This is a genomic window from Streptomyces sp. NBC_00335 (assembly GCF_036127095.1).
In the GTDB taxonomy this organism is placed as follows: domain Bacteria; phylum Actinomycetota; class Actinomycetes; order Streptomycetales; family Streptomycetaceae; genus Streptomyces.
The window spans coordinates 5427828-5444721 of record NZ_CP108006.1 but is presented as its reverse complement, the minus strand read 5'-3'; the positions used below and the strand labels follow the sequence as shown (position 1 = coordinate 5444721).

The window sequence follows — 16894 nt, the reverse complement described above, 5'->3', positions numbered from 1 at the left end:
TCCACACGGCCCTCTTGATGGCTATCGTGTGAGAGCAAGCGGTAACAACCTGCTAGGGGGAAACCGTGGCGCTGAAGCCCGAGCCGACCGCGCCGTTCCACTCGGTGCAGTACGCCCTGCGCGTACTCGAAACGGTCGCACGCCATACCGGCGGCGTGACCGATGTACAGATCGCGCGTGAGACCGGCCTGCCCGCGGTCCATCTCGCCCCCATGCTCCTCATGCTGCGCCGGGAGGGGTACGTACTGCAGGTGTCCGACGGCGCCTACGCCATAGGGGACTCCCTCGTCCTGCTCGGCTCCGGCGTCGACCGCCAGCAGGCCCTGCAGGACAAGCTCCAGGACACCCTGGACCGGCTCCGGGACTCCGTCGGCGCCGCGGTCTACATCAGCCGGTACGTGGACGGCGAGGTCCGGATCACGCAGTTCGCGGACAGTCCGCGCACCCCCAAGGTCCACGAGTGGGTCGACTTCCGCTCGGCGGCGCACGCCAGCGCGGTCGGCAAGTGCCTGCTGACCCAGCTCGACCTCGACGGCCGGCGCGACCACCTGTCCCGGCACAAGATCGCCCGGCTGACGTCGAAGACCATCGTGAACGAGCGGATCCTCTTCTCGAAGCTGGACAGCCAGCCGGCCACGGTGCCCACGCTCGACCTGCAGGAGTACGCCGTCGGCACGGTCTGCGCGGCCGTCCCGATCACGGCCGGAGCCTCGGTGGGCTGCCTGGCCCTGTCCCTGCCCGTGGAGCACGCCCACCGGCTGCGGGCCGCGGCCGACGTGCTGAACCGCAAGGCCGCGCCGCTGCTGCTCTCGCTCACCCTCTGAGCCACGGGGCCCTGCGCGACAGGGCCCCGGACACCGGGCCGGGACCGACCCGCACAGGCCCGGAAAACACTTCGGGCGGTTCCCGGTGAACCGGAAACCGCCCGAAGGACAGGTGCGCCGCCAGGGACTCGAACCCCGGACCCGCTGATTAAGAGTCAGCTGCTCTAACCAACTGAGCTAGCGGCGCCTGCTGACAGAGAAAATACTACCTGCTCCTCCAGGGTGCTCAAAACCGCCTCCCCAGACGCCTCCGGAGGCCCCGCCGGCGCCCCCGTCAGCGGCTCAGCAGATCCGCCCGCCCCTGGGCCTCGTAGGCGGCCAGGAGCCCGGCCAGGTCCTCCGCTTCCAGTCGCCGGTACGCGTCCTCGCCCGGCGGCCGCCACCACACGGGGTCGGTGGTCTGGAAGGCCTCGCCGCGCAGGGAGACCCGGTGGACCTTGTTGGTCGCCGTGGTCGGCATGACGCCGACGACGCGCACGTAGCGCGGGGCCATCTTGGTGCCGAGGTCGGGCTGGGCGGCGAGGAAGGACGCGAACCCCTGCGGGGAGAAGACGGCCCCCTCGCGCAGGGCCACGGCGGCCATGACCTGGTCGCCCGCCACCTCGTCCGGTACGGCGTACACGGCCACCGCGGCCGCCCGGGTCCAGCGGGCCAGGATGTTCTCGATCACCGCCGCGGCCAGGTTCTCGCTGTCGACGCGCAGCCGGTCGTCGGTGCGGCCGGCGAAGTAGAGGAAGCCGTCGGGGTCGCGGAAGAAGAGGTCCCCGGTCCAGTACCAGCCGTCGCGGGTGCGGGCGGCCTCCGCGTCGGGGTTGCGCCAGTAGCCCTCGAAGAGGCTGCGGCCCTTGTTGACCAGCTCGCCGATGGCCTCGGCGCCGTTGAGGAGGCGGCCCCGCGGGTCGAGCACGGCCGGCGGGCACTCGCGGCCCGTCTCCGGGTCGATGACGGCCAGGTCGTCGCCGGCGCCCGCGCGCCCCAGGGCGCCCGGCGGGGTGTCGGGGGTGCGCTGGACGGAGGCGCCGCCCTCGGTGGCCCCGTAGCCCTCGACGAGGCGGACCCCGAAGCGCTCGGCGAAGCGCGCCGCGTCGACCGCGCCCGCCTCGGTGCCGAAGCCGAGGCGCAGGGTGTGCGCGCGGTCGTCGGGGCGGGGCGGGGTGGCGAGGAGGTACTGCACCGCGCGGCCTACGTAGGTGAAGTACGTCGCCTCGTAGGCCCGTACGTCGTCCAGGAACGCGGAGGCCGAGAAGCGGCGGCGCAGCGCCACGGCGGCCCCGCCCGCGAGGGCGGGGAGCCAGTCGGCGATGACGGCGTTGCCGTGGAAGAGGGGCATGCAGACGTAGTGGACGTCGTCCGGGGTGACTGAAAAGTGACGTGCGAGCGAGGCGCCGGCGCCGGCCAGGCGGCCCTGGGTGCAGATGGCGGCCTTGGGGGCGCCGGTGGAGCCGGAGGTGAAGTAGAGGAGCAGCCGGGAGGACGGGCTCGGGCCGGGGCCGAGCGTCGCGTCGCCGGGCTTCGCGCCCGCGTACGGGGCGAGCAGGGCCTCGTACTCGTCCGAGTCCGTCACCAGGAGCCGTACGCCGGGCAGGTCGAGGCCGCGCAGGAGCGGCAGGTGGGTCCGCTCGGTCACCAGGATCCGGCAGTCGGTGTGCAGGATGTCGCGGGCCAGCTCGGGACCGCGCCGGGTGGGGTTGATCCCGGCGACGGCGGCCCCGGCGAGGGCCGCCGCGCCGAGCCAGAACGGGAACTCGGGGGTGTTGTCGAGCAGCACCCCGATGTGCGGCTCCGCCCCCGGCGGCAGCAGGTCGACGAGGAGCGCGGCGCGCGCCGCGGCCTCCCGGGCGGTCCGGTGGTGGCTGAGGACGCCGTCGGCGTACTTCAGACCGGGCCGGTGGTCGCCCCATTGGCTCGCGATGAGCTCCGCGACGGTTTCGGGTGTCGTCGTCCGCATGCCGCCGGAGAATAGCTGACGTTCCGTCAGAATTGAACGCCGCGGCGGGCCGTAGCGATCAGAACTGGACGTCGGAGCAGGAGTAGAAGGCGTTGACGGTGTCGTTGACGGTCCACACGGCGAGGATCATGTGCCGGCCGGTCTTGCCGCTCGGCATGGCGCCCTGATGGACGGTGGTCATGGCGGGGCGGGCACCGTTGTAGGCGACCGTGAGGAAGGGCTGCGGGTCGAGGGCGGCGCGGGTGAGCGGCTTGGTGGGGTCCCAGCCGTTCTTGGTGACGTAGTACCGGAAGTCGGTGGTGGAGTGGTTCGCGGTGAACTGCCAGCGGAAGCTGTAGCTCTGCCCGCTGGTCACCGGGGTGGCCGGCCAGGCGCCGCCGCGCGGGTCGTCGAGCTGGGCGAACTCCGTGTGGTTGGCCGAACATATGCGGCCGTCGGCGGGACCGGCGGCGGGGAACCCCTTGAGGCCCTCGACGCTCTGGGGCTCCCACTGGATGGCGCCGCAGTCGGAGACGGTCTTGTTGGCGCAGAGCTTCTGGCGGCTGATCGGGGTGTCGGTGTACCCGTGGCTGCTGGCCGTGGGGGCCGTGACGAGCGCGAGGGCGGCGACGACTCCGAGGCCGACGGTGGTGGCGGTGGCCGTGGCGGCGGCCCGCTTGGTTCTGGGCATGCGGAAGGAACGCATGAGGCTGATGCTCCTTGAACGTGGGGGGATGTCCGGAGAGAGCGTGCGCACGCGTGGGGATGGGCCGTACCGGTTTCGGCGGCACGGCCCGTTCACGAGCTCTGGTTTAGGTCTAGACCAAGTTCCACAGTATTGACGGGAGTTGGCCATGTCCAGACCAACGGAAGAACGGGTGGTCCGGACCACCCGGATTCCACCCGTTCTCCTGTCGGCCTGAGTTGGCCCGCTCCGGCCTGCGCTCCGGCCTGTGCTCCGGCCTGCGAGGGCTACTCGGCGCGGCCCGTGTAGAAGGCGACGGTCAGGTCCTTCACGAGGGCCTTGCGCTCGTAGTCGTCGAGCTCCACGAGCCCGCGCGAGGTGAGGCGGTGGACGGTGTCGTCCACCGCGTCGACCACCGAGGTCAGGACGGTGTCCCGGTGCTTGGCGTCGATCGCCGCGACCCGGCGCCGCCGCATGGCGTCCGCGACTTCGGGGGCGTACTCGATCCGGGTGGGCTGCGCCGAGAACACCTCCACGCCCACCGCCTCGGTCTCCGCCGCCAGCATCCGGGTCAGCGCGTCGCCGACGGCCTCGGCGTCGCGCAGGGTCGGGGCGGCCTCGTGGAAGGCGTCGGCGGGGAGCTGGGACAGGACCCTGGCCATGGCCGATTCGACCTGCTCGGCGAGGTAGTCCACGTGGTCGGCGACGGCCAGGGTGGCGCGGGCGGTGTCCTTGACCTGCCAGACCACCTGGACGACGACCTGGAGGGCGAGCCCGCCGGAGTCCACGGCGGGCATCGGGTCGCTGCGCCAGTGCCGCAGCCGGACGTCGACCCGGCGGCGCAGCAGCAGGGGGCTGATCCAGGTCAGGCCGGAGCGGCGGACGGTGCCGCGGTAGCGGCCGAAGAGGGTGAGCACCCAGGCGTGACCGGCCCGGCCGCGGCCCAGCCCGCCGAGGGCGAGGAGCGCGACGACCCCGAGGAAGGCGAGCGGCGGCCAGAACCGTGCCTGCAGTCCCCGGTAGGGGCGGGGTTCCGCGCCGAACGCCAGCGCGAGGGAGTCCGGGACGGCCCCGGCCCGCCAGAGGACGACCGCGCAGCCCGCGAGCGCGATCCCGCCGACGGCCACCGCGATCCAGCCGGGCAGCACCGGGCCGTGGTGCTCGTGGAGCCGGTCGTCACCACGGGGAACGCGGCGTCCGGGGGCGGACCGGGGCGCGGGGGCGGCCTGGGCCTTCGGCCGGCTCGGCTCCGGCTTCGGCTCGGGCTCGGGCTTCGGCTGCCGGGGCTGCGGCTGGGCGGCGCCGCGGAACGGCAGGTGCACCGGCACCTCGGTCACCGCGACCCCGCGCACCCCGGTGACCAGGGGCAGGTCCTGCGTATCGTCCTCCGCGATCCGCGCCACGGCCCGCGCGACGACCTCGACCACCTCGGCAGCCCCGGGCCCGGGGACCACTCCGCCACCGGTCGCGGACTGCGCGGCGGTGTCGGCCTCGCCGTCCGCACCCTCCCGCGCTCCGGGTCCGGCATCGCCGGCGTCACCGGCGTCACCGGCGTCACCGGCGGCGCCCGGTCCGGGCACCGACCAGGTCACCTCCCGCCCGCCGGGCGGGTCGCCGGGATCGGCATCTGCCGGCCCGGGCAGGTCCGGTACGGGGTACGGATCCGCGTACTCGGCCTCCGGGGCGGGGCCCGGGACCGCGTGCTGCGGAGCGCGGCCCTGCTCGGTGGACGAGCCGCCCTGTCCGGGCAGGTCCCGGGCAGCGGGCGGACCCGCGTGCCGTGGAGCGTGCTCGGCCTTGGCGGGCACGGCGGCCGGGGGCCAGGCCTCGTCCTGCGGGTGGGGCCGGGCGAATTCGGTGTCGGGATTGCGCAGCCGGAGCGTGGCCGCACCGGCGTGGGCCGCCTCGTCCTGGGGATGCAGGATGTCCACCCCCGGCTCGGCCTGGGCCCGCGCCGCCGGTACGTCGCTGCGCGCACCCTCACCCGCCCGTCCGGCGGGCCCGTGCGGGGCGACGGCAGTGGCCTGCACCCCCGCCCCCACGGCGACGAGCCCGTCCGCGTCCCGGTCCGCCCCGGCCGGAGCCGGCCGGGAGGCGGCTTCGGCGCGTGCGGACCCGGACGGCTCACCCGCCAGTGCCCAACCCGTGGGCGCGGCCCACTCGGTCACTGCCGCCGCGGGCACGGGCGACACGGAGGCGGCGACCGGCACCGCGTCGGAGCCCCCGGCCACGAAGGCCTCGGCCCGCCCCGAAGGCACGGGGACGGGCGCGGCCTGCACGGGGGCGGCCTGCGCGGACGCGGACCGCGTGGCCGCGGCCACGTCGGGCGCGGCCGACAGGTGTGCGCCCCGCTCGGCATCGGCATCGGCATCGGCATCGGCCGGGACCCAAACCGCCGCGGCCGGCACGGGCGTGGCCCGGTCGGGCGAAGCCGACAGGTACGAGCCCGGCTCGGTGCCGGCCCCGGCCGCCACCCACCCTGCGGCAGCCGGCACGGACTCGGCCCGGTCAGGCTCGGTCGCATCCGGCACGGCTGCGGCCGGCACGAGCGTGGCCGGCACGAGCGTGGCCGGGTCGGGCGAAGCCGACAGGTGCGAGCCCGGCTCGGTGCCGGCCTCGGCGACTGCCCACCCGGCCTCGGTCGGTGCGGACTCCGCCGCAGCGGCCCAACGGGGTGCGGCAGCTGCCGGTGCGGCTCCGGTCGGCGCGGCTGCGGTCGGTGTGGCTGCCGCCGGTGCGGTGGTGGGCCCGGGCTGGATCGCCGTGGACTGTTCCGCTTCGGCCGGAGTCGGGGCGGACGGCGTCGGGGCGGACGGAGGCGGGGGCGTCGCCCGGGGGGTCGGGTGCGGGGGGATCTCGAAGGTGCCTGTGGTCGATGTCGTGCGCGTGGGGTACATCGTTGCCTCCGTCATGCGAACAGCCGGCGCCAGGTTTCCGGGCCCGGGTAGCCGTTGGCCTCGGCGCCGCGCCAGCCCTGGGCTCGCTGGAACGCCTCGACGTTGCGGCGGTCGGACTCGCCCCAGCGGGGGCCCGGTCCGGCCGTGTAGTACTTGCCGAAGCCCTTCTTCACCAACTGGCGGCCAAGGGCGGTGATGGACGGGTGGGACGTGCCCGGCCGGAAGACCGACGCCCCGGGGAAGGCGGGCTTGCCCGCGGGGCCGGGTGCGCCGCCCGTGAGCGGCGGGATGTCCTTGCCCTGGTGCCTGACGAGCAGCCGCCAGGTCTGTGCGCCGGGGACTCCGTCGGCCTCCGCACCCGTCCAGCCCTGGGCGCGCTGGAAGGCCTCGGTCGCCTGCCGGTCGGCGTCGGACCATTTGGTGCCGACGCCCTTGGGGTAGAAGCGCAGCCCGCCCCGCTCGGACAGCATCCGGCCGAGCTGGGCGACGTAGCCGTTGTCCGCGCCCGGCCCGAATTTCGACGCACCGGGGAAGGTGGCCGAGACGACCGGCGTACCGCCCGGCGCGGGCGGCTCGCCGGTGGCCGGGGGCTCGGGAACGACTCCGCCCGCCACCCCGTTGAAGCGGTACGGAACGTACTTCACCGCGTTGTTCCAGTAGCCGTACGGCGTGGCCAGCTTCCGCGTGGTCGGCCGCGTCTGCTCGTAGGCGACGTAGTGCGTGCGCGTCTCGTCCACCCACCCGCCGAAGAGCACGACGTGCGAGCCCTTGTTGGGGTCGGCCGGGTTGTGGAAGAGCAGCATGTCTCCGGGGAGCAGCTCCTCCTTCGTGATCCGCGTCGCGAACTTGTCGAGGCTGCCGGTCCATTCGTTGGTGCCGAGGTTCCAGGCCATCGAGACGTAGCCGGAGCAGTCCTGCCGGTACCCGTCCGACCAGTACTCGGCCATGCTGTACGGGACCTGCGCGTCCAGCCACAGCTTCGCCCGGTTGATGATCGTCGCCCGGTCGGTCCGCCGCACCGCGGAGGGCGCTCCCGGCAGCCCGGCCGGTTTCGCGGGGGTTCCCTTCGCTCCCTTCGGCCCGTGCAGCGGGGCCCGGCCGCCCTGCGGGGAGCCGGGGTCGTCCAGGGCCACCCGGCCGCCGGGGCCCGGTGCGGCCGTGGCCACGGCCGCACCGCCGCCGCCGAGGACCACGCCCGCGGCGGTGGCCAGGACCAGCGCCCGGCGGGCTCCGCGCGCGGCGGGGTGTCCGCCGTCGCGCAGCGGTATGGCCCGGGCGCGCGCGAGCGTGCGACGGCGCTGGGCACAGCCCTGGCACGGACAGTCGCCGGCGGGCTCGTACTCCTCGAAGGAGGGCAGCGGCATCGGCGGCATCGCCTCGGCCATCGCCGTCTGCGCCGGCATCGGCGTCGGCATGGGCGTCGAGGCCGGCGTCGCTTCGTACACGTGCGTCGGAGGCTGCATCGTCATGCGGTTCCGTCCACTCCCCTGCTCGTCACTGGTCGGCCGGGACCGCATCTGGCGGGGCATCAGATGCGGCTTGGCCCAGACATATCGTGCACGACAAAACCCCCAAACATGGGTTAATCGGACAGAACGCGCGCGGCTTGTCACGAGCACCCGTGGCGGTGGGGTAGAGTTTTCCCTGTCACCAAGCGCCGCTAGCTCAGTTGGTTAGAGCAGCTGACTCTTAATCAGCGGGTCCGGGGTTCGAGTCCCTGGCGGCGCACAGACGCAGAGAAGCCCCTCACAGTGAAAACTGTGAGGGGCTTCTTCGTGCTGCGCGTGGTGTGCGCCGGCCGCTTCAGACCGCCGTTCCGGGGCGGACTCCGACGCCCGTCAGGTACGCCGACACGACCACGTTCGCCGAGTACTCCTTGGCCGCCTTGTCGTAGGTGCCGCCGCAGGTCACCAGCCGCAGTTCGGCCCGGCCGCGGACCTTGGGGCCGTAGACCTTGGCGGGATCGAAGTCCGCGCGCTCGTGGACCCGTACGTCCTCGATCGTGAACTCCGCCACCGAGCCGTCGGCCCGCAGCACCCGCACCTTGTCGCCCGTCTTCGCCGAGCTCAGGCCGTAGAACACCGCGGGCTTCGCCCGCGTGTCCACGTGCCCGACCAGCAGGGCCGTCCCGGCCGTGCCGGGCTGGGCGCCGCCGCGCCACCAGCCGACCGTGCCCGGGTTCTCGTACGGGGGCGCTTCGATCGCCCCCTTCGTGTCGAGGTCCCGGACTATCACCGGGGCCTGGACGCCGAGGGACGGTACGTCGACCCGCGCGGGCGCGGCCGGCCCCAGCGGGGTGTGCGCCGCGGGCATGCCCGGGGCGGCCGGTCCGCCGGCCTGGCCGGGCAGGGGTATCGCGACCCCGGTGATCTCACGGCCCCACAGCCACAGGCCGAGGACCAGCACCGACCAGGCGGCGAAGGTCAGCAACCGGGAGCCGCCGGAGCTCCTCGGCTCGCCGTTCACCCGATCACCCGGTCACTCGCCGCTGCGGCGGCGGCGCAGGGTCAGCGCCCGGCCGGCGACCGCGAGGGTGGCGGCGGCGGCGAGCACGGCGCCGATCACCGTGTGCGGCAGGCCCGGGCCGTCGCCGTCGTGGCTCTTCTTCGTCGCCGCGGCGAGCTGCGCGGAATCGGCGGCCTTGGCGGCGTCCGCCGCGCCCGCCGCCTTCGACTTCGCGGCGATCTCCTCGGACATGCCGCCGCCGCCCGCGTGGACCGGCCAGATGGGGGTGTGGTGGGGGTTGGGGCGGTGCTCGCGGCGGCGCTCGATCTCGATCGTGCCCCACTCGCGTTCGCCGCCGCGGCCGCCGCACTTGATCTTGATGTCGTGGCGTCCGGGCTCGGCCCAGGAGCGGATCATCGCGTCGCCCCACAGGGTGCGGCGGTCGTCGCGGCCGGTGGAGAGGCGGACCTCGGAGACGAAGACCACGGACGAGGCGACGGCCCAGTCGTCCTCACAGCCGCGGACGCGCAGTTTGACCTGCGCCCCCGGTTCCGCCGGGTTGGGGTCGGCCGAGACGCTGCCGCGGTCACGGTTCCAGTCGTCCTCCCCCGCGAAGGCGAAGGGGGCGGTCACGGCGGACAGGGCCGTCAGGGCGACGGCCACCCCGGCGACACGGAAAGCGATCACATCACTGCGCATGGTGAACCTCCTCAACAAGGAGATTCACGCGCGGCGCGCCGCTCCGCATCCGGAGCGGCGCCCTCTTGGCCCGTACGTGTCAGCCGTACGCGCTAAACCAGATCGACCAGATCGGCGATGGAGTCGAACGTGTGGGTCGGCCGGTACGGGAACTTCTCGGTGTCCTCGACCGACGTCAGACCGGTCAGCACGAGGAAGGTCTGCATGCCCGCCTCCAGCCCGGCGAGGATGTCGGTGTCCATCCGGTCGCCGATCATCGCGCTGGTGTGGGAGTGCGCGCCGATGGCGTTCAGGCCGGTGCGCATCATCAGCGGGTTGGGCTTGCCGGCGAAGTACGGCTTCTTGCCGGTCGCCTTGGTGATCAGCGCGGCGACCGCGCCCGTGGCGGGCAGCGGGCCCTCGGCGGAGGGGCCGGTCTCGTCCGGGTTGGTGCAGATGAACCGGGCGCCCGCGTTGATCAGGCGGACCGCCTTGGTCATGGCCTCGAAGCTGTACGTCCGGGTCTCGCCCAGGACCACGTAGTCCGGCTCGTGGTCGGTCAGGATGTAACCGATGTCGTGCAGGGCGGTGGTGAGGCCGGCCTCGCCGATGACGTAGGCGGTGCCGCCCGGACGCTGGTCGTCGAGGAACTTCGCGGTGGCCAGGGCCGAGGTCCAGATGTTCTCGACCGGGACTTCGAGCCCCATCCGGCTCAGCCGGGCCTGGAGGTCGCGCGGGGTGTAGATGGAGTTGTTGGTCAGCACGAGGAAGGGCTTGCCGGACTCGCGCAGCCGGTTGATGAAGGCGTCGGCGCCGGGGATCGGGATGCCCTCGTGGACGAGGACTCCGTCCATGTCGGTGAGCCAGGATTCGATCGGCTTGCGCTCTGCCACTGGACTGTTCTCCGCTCTCGGTGGCGTCTGACCTCGGTGACCTCTGGTCTCTACCACCTTATCCGGGCCGGGCCGCGGACGCGGTGGGCGTCCACGGCCCGGACCGCAGGGCGGAACGGGCGGGTACGAAGGTCCCGTCAGCCGAGCTTGACGTTGTCCACGGTCCAGTACCAGTTGTTGCTGCCGGCGTAGCGGAAGCGGACCTGGACGTCGGTGGCGCCGGCCGGGACCTGGAGCGCGATCGACTCGGACCGGGCGACGGCGTCGGCGGTGTAGCTCTTGACGACCGCAGGGGCGCCGCCGTTGTAGGAGACCAGGACCTGGGCGGTCTGGCCGGCCTCGTGGTGGTAGTGGGTCTGGAAGGTCAGGTTCCTCGTGCTGCCGCCGGTGACCGCCCACTTGGGGGTGGCGAGGGTGGAGTCGTAGGAGCCGGTGTGGCTCTTGTCGTCCCACTCGTCGGAGTCGGCGACGGCGAACACGTCACGGGAGCGGACGTTCAGCTCGCGCCACTGGTCGCGCTGGGCCTGGCTCCAGAACTCGTCGGTCGCGAAGGCCCATCCGGCCCACTCGGTGACACCGCCCGTGCCCATCTTGGAGTTGTCGACGGACCAGCCGGCCGGCGGGGTGTGCGTGAAGCCCTTGGTGCCGGCCGGGATGCCCGTCTCGTCCACGCGCGCCTGGAGGCCCGGGCGCAGGGTGTCGAAGGCGTCGCCGTCGTCGGGGGCGCCGACCGGGATGCCGTCGATCGCGGAGCCGGGGTTGACCCCGACCTGGGCGAGCGCGGTCGCCGCGACGTCGACGAGCTTCACGTCGTTGCGTACCGAACCGGCGGGGATGCCGGGGCCCTTGGCGAGGACGAAGGTGCCGCGCTCCTGGATGGTGGAGCCGCCGTGGCCGCCGGAGTCGGTGTGGCCGTGGTCGGTGGTGACCAGGACCTTCCAGTTCTCCTGGGCGTAGGTCGGGCGGTTCTGGACGGCCGTCAGGAGCTGGCCGACCAGGGCGTCGACGCGGGCGATGGTGTCCAGGTACTGCTGGCTGGCGGCGCCGTAGGAGTGGCCGGCCGCGTCGATCTCGCCGAGGTAGACGAAGGCGGCGTCCGGGTTCTGATCGCGCAGCTCGGCGGCGGCCGCGGCGGCGATCTTCGGGTCCTCGTTGCGGTAGCCGTCGCGGTCGCCCTTGAGGGAGAGGCGCTTGTCGACCTTGGCCGAGAAGATCGGGCCGTTCTGGTCGGTGGAGGTGATGGGCTCCCAGTCGGCGGCCGCGTAGGTGTTGAGCACCGGGTTGGCGTTCTCGATGCGGGTCAGGAAGTCCGGGTAGGCCGTGTAGTTCTTGCCGGTGAAGGAGTTGTCCTTCACCCCGTGCTTGTCGGGCCAGACGCCGGTGGCGATGGTGGACCAGCCGGGGCCCGAGGAGGTGGCGGCCATCGGGTTCGCGTACAGGGTGCTGCGGGCGGTCAGGCCCTGGGCCATCAGGCCGTTCAGGTGCGGGGCGTTGGCGGCCTTGACGCGGTCCAGGACCGCGCCGTCGATGCCGATCACGAGCACCTTGTTCGCGGCGGAGGCCGCTTCGTCGGCGGGCGCGGCGGTCGCGGCGTGGGCACCGAGGCCGGTGGCGAGCAGGACCGTGGCGGTGGCGGCCACGGCGAGGGTCCGTCCGGACAGGACAGTGGACACGTACTCCTCCGGGAGTAATCGTGGGGAAGGCGCAGGGGACGTACGGGGCGTGCGGTCGTACGGCGGTCGTGCGTCAGCGCGAGCGAGCGTACGGCGGGTCCGGACCGAAGGCGAGACTCGGTCCAGACCCGTTATCTGTGCGTCACTATTCCGGTCGCGGGTGACCGGGAGGCGACCAGTCAGCTTCCGGTGGCCGACTTCCACGCGTCGACGTAGCCGGTGAGGTTCTTGTCGATGTCGGCCCAGTCCGGCTCGAAGATCTCGACCCCGGTCATGAGCTTGGTGAGCTCGACGGCGTTGGCGTCGGTGGGCTTGACGTCCGTGCGGGCCGGAAAGCCGCCGCCGACACCGCTGACCAGCTTCTGGGCGTCCTCGCTGAGCAGGTGGTCGAGGAGCTTCTTGCCGTTCTCGGTGTGCGGGGCCTTGTCGACGAGGCCGGCCGCGTACGGGAGGGAGAAGGTGGTGGGCTTGCCGCCGTCCTTGGCGGGGAACCAGATGCCGAGGTTCGGCATGGACTTGGACTGCGCGAAGTTCATCTGGACGTCACCGTTGGCGACGAGCAGCTCGCCCTTGTCGGTCTTCGGCGCGAGCTTGCTGGTCGAGGAGGACGGGCCGACGTTGTTGGCCTGGAGCTTCTTCAGGTACTCGTTCGCCTGATCCTTGCCGCCGAAGTCGTGCATCGCCTTGATGAGCACGGCGGTGCCGTCGCCCGCGACGCCGGGGGTGGAGTACTGGAGCTTGCCCTTGAACTTGGGGTCCAGCAGCTCTTCCCAGGTCTTGGGGGCCGCGGCCAGCTCCTTCTTGTTGTAGATGAAGCCGAAGTAGTTGTTGACGACCGAGGTCCACTTGCCGTCGGAGGACTTGTTCGCCCCGTTGACCTTGTCGGCGCCCTGCGGCGTGTAGGCCTGGAGGAGGCCCTTGCCGTCGGCCTGCTGGATGAACGGGGGGAGCGTGATCAGCACGTCGGCCTGCGTGTTGGTCTTCTCGCGGACGGCGCGCTGCACCATCTCCCCCGAGCCGCCCTCCACGTACTTGACCTCGATGCCGGTCTTCTTCGTGAAGTCGGCGAAGACCTGGTCGTACCAGCCGTCACCCTTGTCGCTCTTGAGGCCGTCGGCGCTGTAGACGGTGACGACCTTCTCGCCGCCCTTGCCTCCGGCGGAGTCGGCCGAGGAGGAACCACCGCAGGCGGTGAGGCCGGCGGCGAGGGCGAGGCTGCCGGTGACGGCGGCGGTGATGCGGAGGTATCTGTTGCTGGACATGGAACTTCCTTACGGGCAAAGGGAGTCGGCAGGGGAATCAGCAGGGTGTGGCAGGAGGGTGTTACAGCGGGGCTCGGCTGTGGGGTCTAGCGGTACGTGGCCCTGGTGCGGACGCGGGAGACGGCCAGCAGGACCAGCAGGGTGGTGGCCATCAGGACCACGGCGACGGCGGAGCCGCTGAAGAGCGAGCCGCGGTCGGTGGCGGTGAAGATCCGGACCGGGAGGGGCATCCAGTCCGGCGGGTAGAGCATCATCGTGGCGCTCAGCTCGCCCATGGACAGGGCGAAGCAGAGCCCGGCCGCCGCGGTGAGCGACGGCAGCAGGAGGGGGAGTTTGACCCGCCACAGCACGTACGCGGGGCGGGCGCCCAGGGAGGCCGCCGCCTGCTCGTACGCGGGGTCGAGACGCACGATGGCAGCCGAAACCGACTGGTGGGCGAACGCCGTGACAAGAATCGTGTGCGCCAGGATCACGATCGAGCTGGTGCCGTTGAGGAGCAGCGGCGGCTTGCTGAAGGCGACGAGCACGGCGAGGCCGACGACCACGGACGGCACGGCGACCGGCAGCATGAACAGCGCGTCCAGCGAGCTCTTTCCGCGCTTCTTCAGCCCGGCTGCGGCGAGCGCCGCCCAGGTGCCGACGGTGAGCGCGATCAGGCTGGCGGCCAAGGCGGTGAGCAGCGAGGTGGTCAGCGCCTGGAGGGATTCGCCGCGGACGGCGGCGGCGTAGTTCTCGGTGGTGGGGCCGGAGGGGAAGGCCCCGGACCAGTGCGTCGAGAAGGACGCGGCCACCACGACGAGCAGCGGCAGGGCGAAGAGGGGCAGGAAGAGGATGCCGAAGAGGCTCCAGGCGGCCCAGCGGCCGCTCTTGCTATGCACCAGCACGCTTGCTCACCACCCGGTAGAGGCCGAACAGGCCGACGGAGATCACGATGTTGACGACGGCGACCACGCAGGCGGCGGCGTAGTCGGATTCGAGGATCGCCTTGCCGTAGATGAGCATCGGGAGCGTGGTGACGTCCTTGGCTCCGGTGAACAGGACGATCCCGAACTCGTTGAGGCACATGACCAGGACGAGGCTGCCGCCGGCGGCGAGGGCCGGGAGGGCCTCGGGGAGGATCACCCGCCGGATGATGCGGCCGGGCTTCGCGCCGAGCGAGGAGGCCACCTCCAGCTGGGCGGTGTCCAGTTGGGAGAAGGCGGCGAGCAGCGGGCGCATCACGAAGGGCGTGAAGTAGGTGATCTCCGCGAGGAGGACGCCCCAGGGGGTGGTCAGGAAGTGGAAGGGGCCTTCCTCGGCGCCGAATCCTTCGGTCCACAGGCCGTTGGCCATGCCGACCGTGCCGTAGACGAAGAGGAGGGCGAGGGTGATGAGGAAGGAGGGGAAGGAGAGGAAGACGTCGATGAACTTGGCGACGGCGCGGGCCCCGGGGAACGGGACGAAGGCGATGACCAGCGCGAGCGCGAAGCCGAGGAGCAGGCAGCCGATGGTGGCGCCGACGGCCAGCCAGACCGTGGTGCCGAGGGCCTCGCGGAAGGAGTGCGAGGCGAAGACGGAGGCGTAGGCGTCGAAGGTGCCGCCCCCGTTCTCGGGGGACAGGGACTGCTGGACGACCAGCGCGAGGGGGTAGAGGAACACCACCGCGAGCACGGCGACGGGAGGCACGGTCCACAGCCAGCCGGGAACGCTACGGGGCGTACCTGAGGCCTTCGCCGCGAAGCCGTCGGGGGCTCCGGCCGGGCTTTCGGGCGTGCCGGGGGCAGGGCTTCGTACGGGCTGGTGGGGTATGACCGCGGGTTCGGGGCCGGCCGCCGGCCCCGGTGCGGGGGTGCGCCGGTCCGTGGCCTCAGCCATCGGAGACCCCCGCGGACAGGAGCACCGCGTCCCGCGGTTCGAAGTGGAGGGTGACCCGGTCGCCCAGCGCCGGGGTTTCGCGCAGTTCGGGCAGGTCCGCCTTGACCCGGTGGCCCTCGATGTTCACGTAGAGCCGGTGGGTGGAGCCGCGCCACTGCACCTCGGTGATGGTTCCGCTCAGCGCGTTGGGGCCGGCGCCGAGGCCGAGCAGGTGCGGGCGTACGCACAGGGTGGCGCTCGCACCGGCGGCCGCGGGGCCGGGGTCGAGAGTGAGGGGGTGTCCGGCGAAGAGCGCGCCGCCGTCGGCGACGGTGACGGGCAGCAGGTTGGCGTTGCCGACGAAGGAGGCGGTGAACTCGGTGCGCGGGGACCGGTACAGCTCCTGCGGGGTGCCGCAGTCCTGGAGGCGGGCCTGGTCCATGACGGCGATCCGGTCGGCCAGGGTCAGCGCCTCGACCTGGTCGTGGGTGACGTAGAGGATGGACACGTCGGGGAGTTCGCGGTGCAGGCGGGCCAGTTCGGCGAGCATCCCGGAGCGCAGCTGCGCGTCGAGCGCGGACAGCGGCTCGTCCAGCAGGAGGACTCCGGGGCGGATGGCGAGGGCGCGGGCGATGGCCACGCGCTGCTGCTGCCCGCCGGAGAGTTCGCGGGGGTAGCGCTTGGAGTAGGCGGCCATCCCGGTCATCTCCAGGGCCTCGGCGACGCGGCCGGGGATCTCCGCCTTGGGCGCCTTCTGGGCGCGCAGGCCGAAGGCGACGTTGTCCGCGACGCGCATGTGCGGGAAGAGCGCGTACTGCTGGACGACCATGCCGATGCCGCGCTTGTGCGGCGGGAGCGCGGTGACGTCCCGGCCGCCGATCAGGATCCGGCCCGAGGCGGGCCGGACGAAGCCGGCGACCGCGCGCAGGGCCGTGGTCTTGCCGGAGCCGGAGGGGCCGAGCAGCGCCATGACCTCGCCGGGCTCGACGGTCAGGTCGAGGGAGTCCAGGACGGTGTTGCCGCCGTAGGCGACCGAGACGGAGTCGAAGCGGATGCCGCTCACGCGCCGGGCTCCCCTGCCAGGAGTGCGGGGAGGTCGGCGACGGAGGCCAGGACGTGGGTGGCGCCGTGCCCGGTCAGGGCGGCGCGGTCGTGGGCGCCGGTGAGGACGCCCGCCACGATCCCGGCGCCGGAGCGGACGCCGCTGAGCATGTCGTACGAGGTGTCGCCGGCGACCACGATCTCGCGTACGTCGGCCACGGCGCCGGTGCGCAGGAAGGCGGCCAGCACCATGTCCGGGTAGGGCCGGCCGCGGCCGCCCGCGTCGGCGGGGCACAGGGTGAGGTCGGCCAGGTCCTGCCAGCCCAGCGCGTCGAGGATGGCGTCCTGGGTGACGCGGGCGAAGCCGGTGGTCAGGGCCACGGTGCGGCCGTCGGCACGGAGCTTGTCGATGGCCTCGCGGGCGCCGGGGATCGGGGCGATGAGGCCGCCGTCCACGAGTTCCCCGTAGGCCTCCTCGAAGGCGGAGTTGGCGCGCTGGGCGAGGTCCTCGGCGCCGAAGAGGTGGCGGAAGACGGAGATCTTGGACTCGCCCATGGTGTCGCGGACGTACCGGAGCTTGGTGGCGTGGTCGGCGCTGCCCGGCTCGACGCCGAGGCGTTCGGCGGCCCGCTCGAAGGCGCGCTCGACGAGGCCGCCGTCGGCGACGGTGGTGCCGGCCATGTCGAGGACGATCAGGCGGTGGTTGTTCATGTTGGCCTTGGTGTCGGTCATGGTG

The 16894-nt window shown here is 72.8% G+C and carries 14 protein-coding genes and 2 tRNA genes; 2 read left to right on the top strand and 14 right to left on the bottom strand.

Annotated features, from left to right (window positions below):
- Window positions 1–65: 65 nt before the first annotated feature.
- Window positions 66–824, top strand: coding sequence for an IclR family transcriptional regulator (locus OHA37_RS24510; RefSeq protein WP_243337173.1), 759 nt, complete (start codon window positions 66–68; stop codon window positions 822–824).
- Window positions 825–937: 113 nt separating this feature from the next.
- Here OHA37_RS24510 and OHA37_RS24505 read toward each other — a convergent pair.
- From OHA37_RS24505 to OHA37_RS24485, 5 genes are all read right to left on the bottom strand, one after another.
- Window positions 938–1011, bottom strand: a tRNA-Lys gene (locus tag OHA37_RS24505).
- Window positions 1012–1098: 87 nt separating this feature from the next.
- On the bottom strand, window positions 1099–2772 hold the full coding sequence (locus OHA37_RS24500) for an AMP-binding protein (protein ID WP_266908523.1): 1674 nt from the start codon (window positions 2770–2772) through the stop codon (window positions 1099–1101).
- 58 nt (window positions 2773–2830) lie between these two features.
- Entirely contained in the window at window positions 2831–3457 is a 627-nt protein-coding gene (locus tag OHA37_RS24495; RefSeq protein WP_266908521.1) for a lytic polysaccharide monooxygenase auxiliary activity family 9 protein, read from the bottom strand.
- Window positions 3458–3723: 266 nt separating this feature from the next.
- Window positions 3724–6348 carry an SPFH domain-containing protein gene (locus OHA37_RS24490; protein ID WP_266908519.1) on the bottom strand — a complete coding sequence of 875 codons (2625 nt, stop codon included), beginning with the start codon at window positions 6346–6348 and terminating at the stop codon, window positions 3724–3726.
- The gene (locus OHA37_RS24485) at window positions 6345–7697 is read right to left on the bottom strand and encodes a peptidoglycan-binding protein (protein ID WP_266913060.1); all 1353 of its coding nucleotides are present in this window, start codon (window positions 7695–7697) and stop codon (window positions 6345–6347) included. The genes OHA37_RS24490 and OHA37_RS24485 overlap by 4 nt, the downstream gene beginning before the upstream one ends.
- Window positions 7698–7987: 290 nt before the next feature.
- On the opposite strand from OHA37_RS24485, the gene OHA37_RS24480 reads away from it, so the two are divergent.
- Window positions 7988–8061, top strand: a tRNA-Lys gene (locus OHA37_RS24480).
- Window positions 8062–8136: 75 nt separating this feature from the next.
- Here the strand turns inward: OHA37_RS24480 and OHA37_RS24475 are convergent.
- From OHA37_RS24475 to OHA37_RS24435, 9 genes are all read right to left on the bottom strand, one after another.
- The gene (locus tag OHA37_RS24475; protein WP_266908517.1) at window positions 8137–8799 is read right to left on the bottom strand and encodes a class F sortase; all 663 of its coding nucleotides are present in this window, start codon (window positions 8797–8799) and stop codon (window positions 8137–8139) included.
- Window positions 8800–8811: 12 nt separating this feature from the next.
- Window positions 8812–9477: a hypothetical protein gene (locus OHA37_RS24470; protein ID WP_266908515.1), complete on the bottom strand. Its 666-nt coding sequence runs from the start codon at window positions 9475–9477 to the stop codon at window positions 8812–8814.
- A gap of 92 nt (window positions 9478–9569) precedes the next feature.
- Entirely contained in the window at window positions 9570–10349 is a 780-nt protein-coding gene (locus OHA37_RS24465) for an HAD-IIA family hydrolase (RefSeq protein ID WP_266908513.1), read from the bottom strand.
- Between the two features lie 137 nt (window positions 10350–10486).
- Window positions 10487–12022: an alkaline phosphatase family protein gene (locus OHA37_RS24460; protein ID WP_266908511.1), complete on the bottom strand. Its 1536-nt coding sequence runs from the start codon at window positions 12020–12022 to the stop codon at window positions 10487–10489.
- Window positions 12023–12201: 179 nt separating this feature from the next.
- Window positions 12202–13284, bottom strand: a complete 1083-nt coding sequence (locus OHA37_RS24455; protein ID WP_266908509.1) for a 2-aminoethylphosphonate ABC transporter substrate-binding protein — start codon at window positions 13282–13284, stop codon at window positions 12202–12204.
- 86 nt (window positions 13285–13370) lie between these two features.
- Window positions 13371–14168, bottom strand: coding sequence for an ABC transporter permease (locus OHA37_RS24450; protein WP_266908507.1), 798 nt, complete (start codon window positions 14166–14168; stop codon window positions 13371–13373).
- Window positions 14155–15138: a 2-aminoethylphosphonate ABC transporter permease subunit gene (locus tag OHA37_RS24445; RefSeq protein ID WP_266908505.1), complete on the bottom strand. Its 984-nt coding sequence runs from the start codon at window positions 15136–15138 to the stop codon at window positions 14155–14157. Before OHA37_RS24445 ends, OHA37_RS24450 begins: the two co-directional genes overlap by 14 nt.
- Window positions 15131–16180: an ABC transporter ATP-binding protein gene (locus OHA37_RS24440; protein WP_266908503.1), complete on the bottom strand. Its 1050-nt coding sequence runs from the start codon at window positions 16178–16180 to the stop codon at window positions 15131–15133. The genes OHA37_RS24445 and OHA37_RS24440 overlap by 8 nt, the downstream gene beginning before the upstream one ends.
- Window positions 16177–16890 carry a phosphonatase-like hydrolase gene (locus OHA37_RS24435; protein WP_266908501.1) on the bottom strand — a complete coding sequence of 238 codons (714 nt, stop codon included), beginning with the start codon at window positions 16888–16890 and terminating at the stop codon, window positions 16177–16179. Before OHA37_RS24435 ends, OHA37_RS24440 begins: the two co-directional genes overlap by 4 nt.
- Window positions 16891–16894 lie beyond the last annotated feature (4 nt).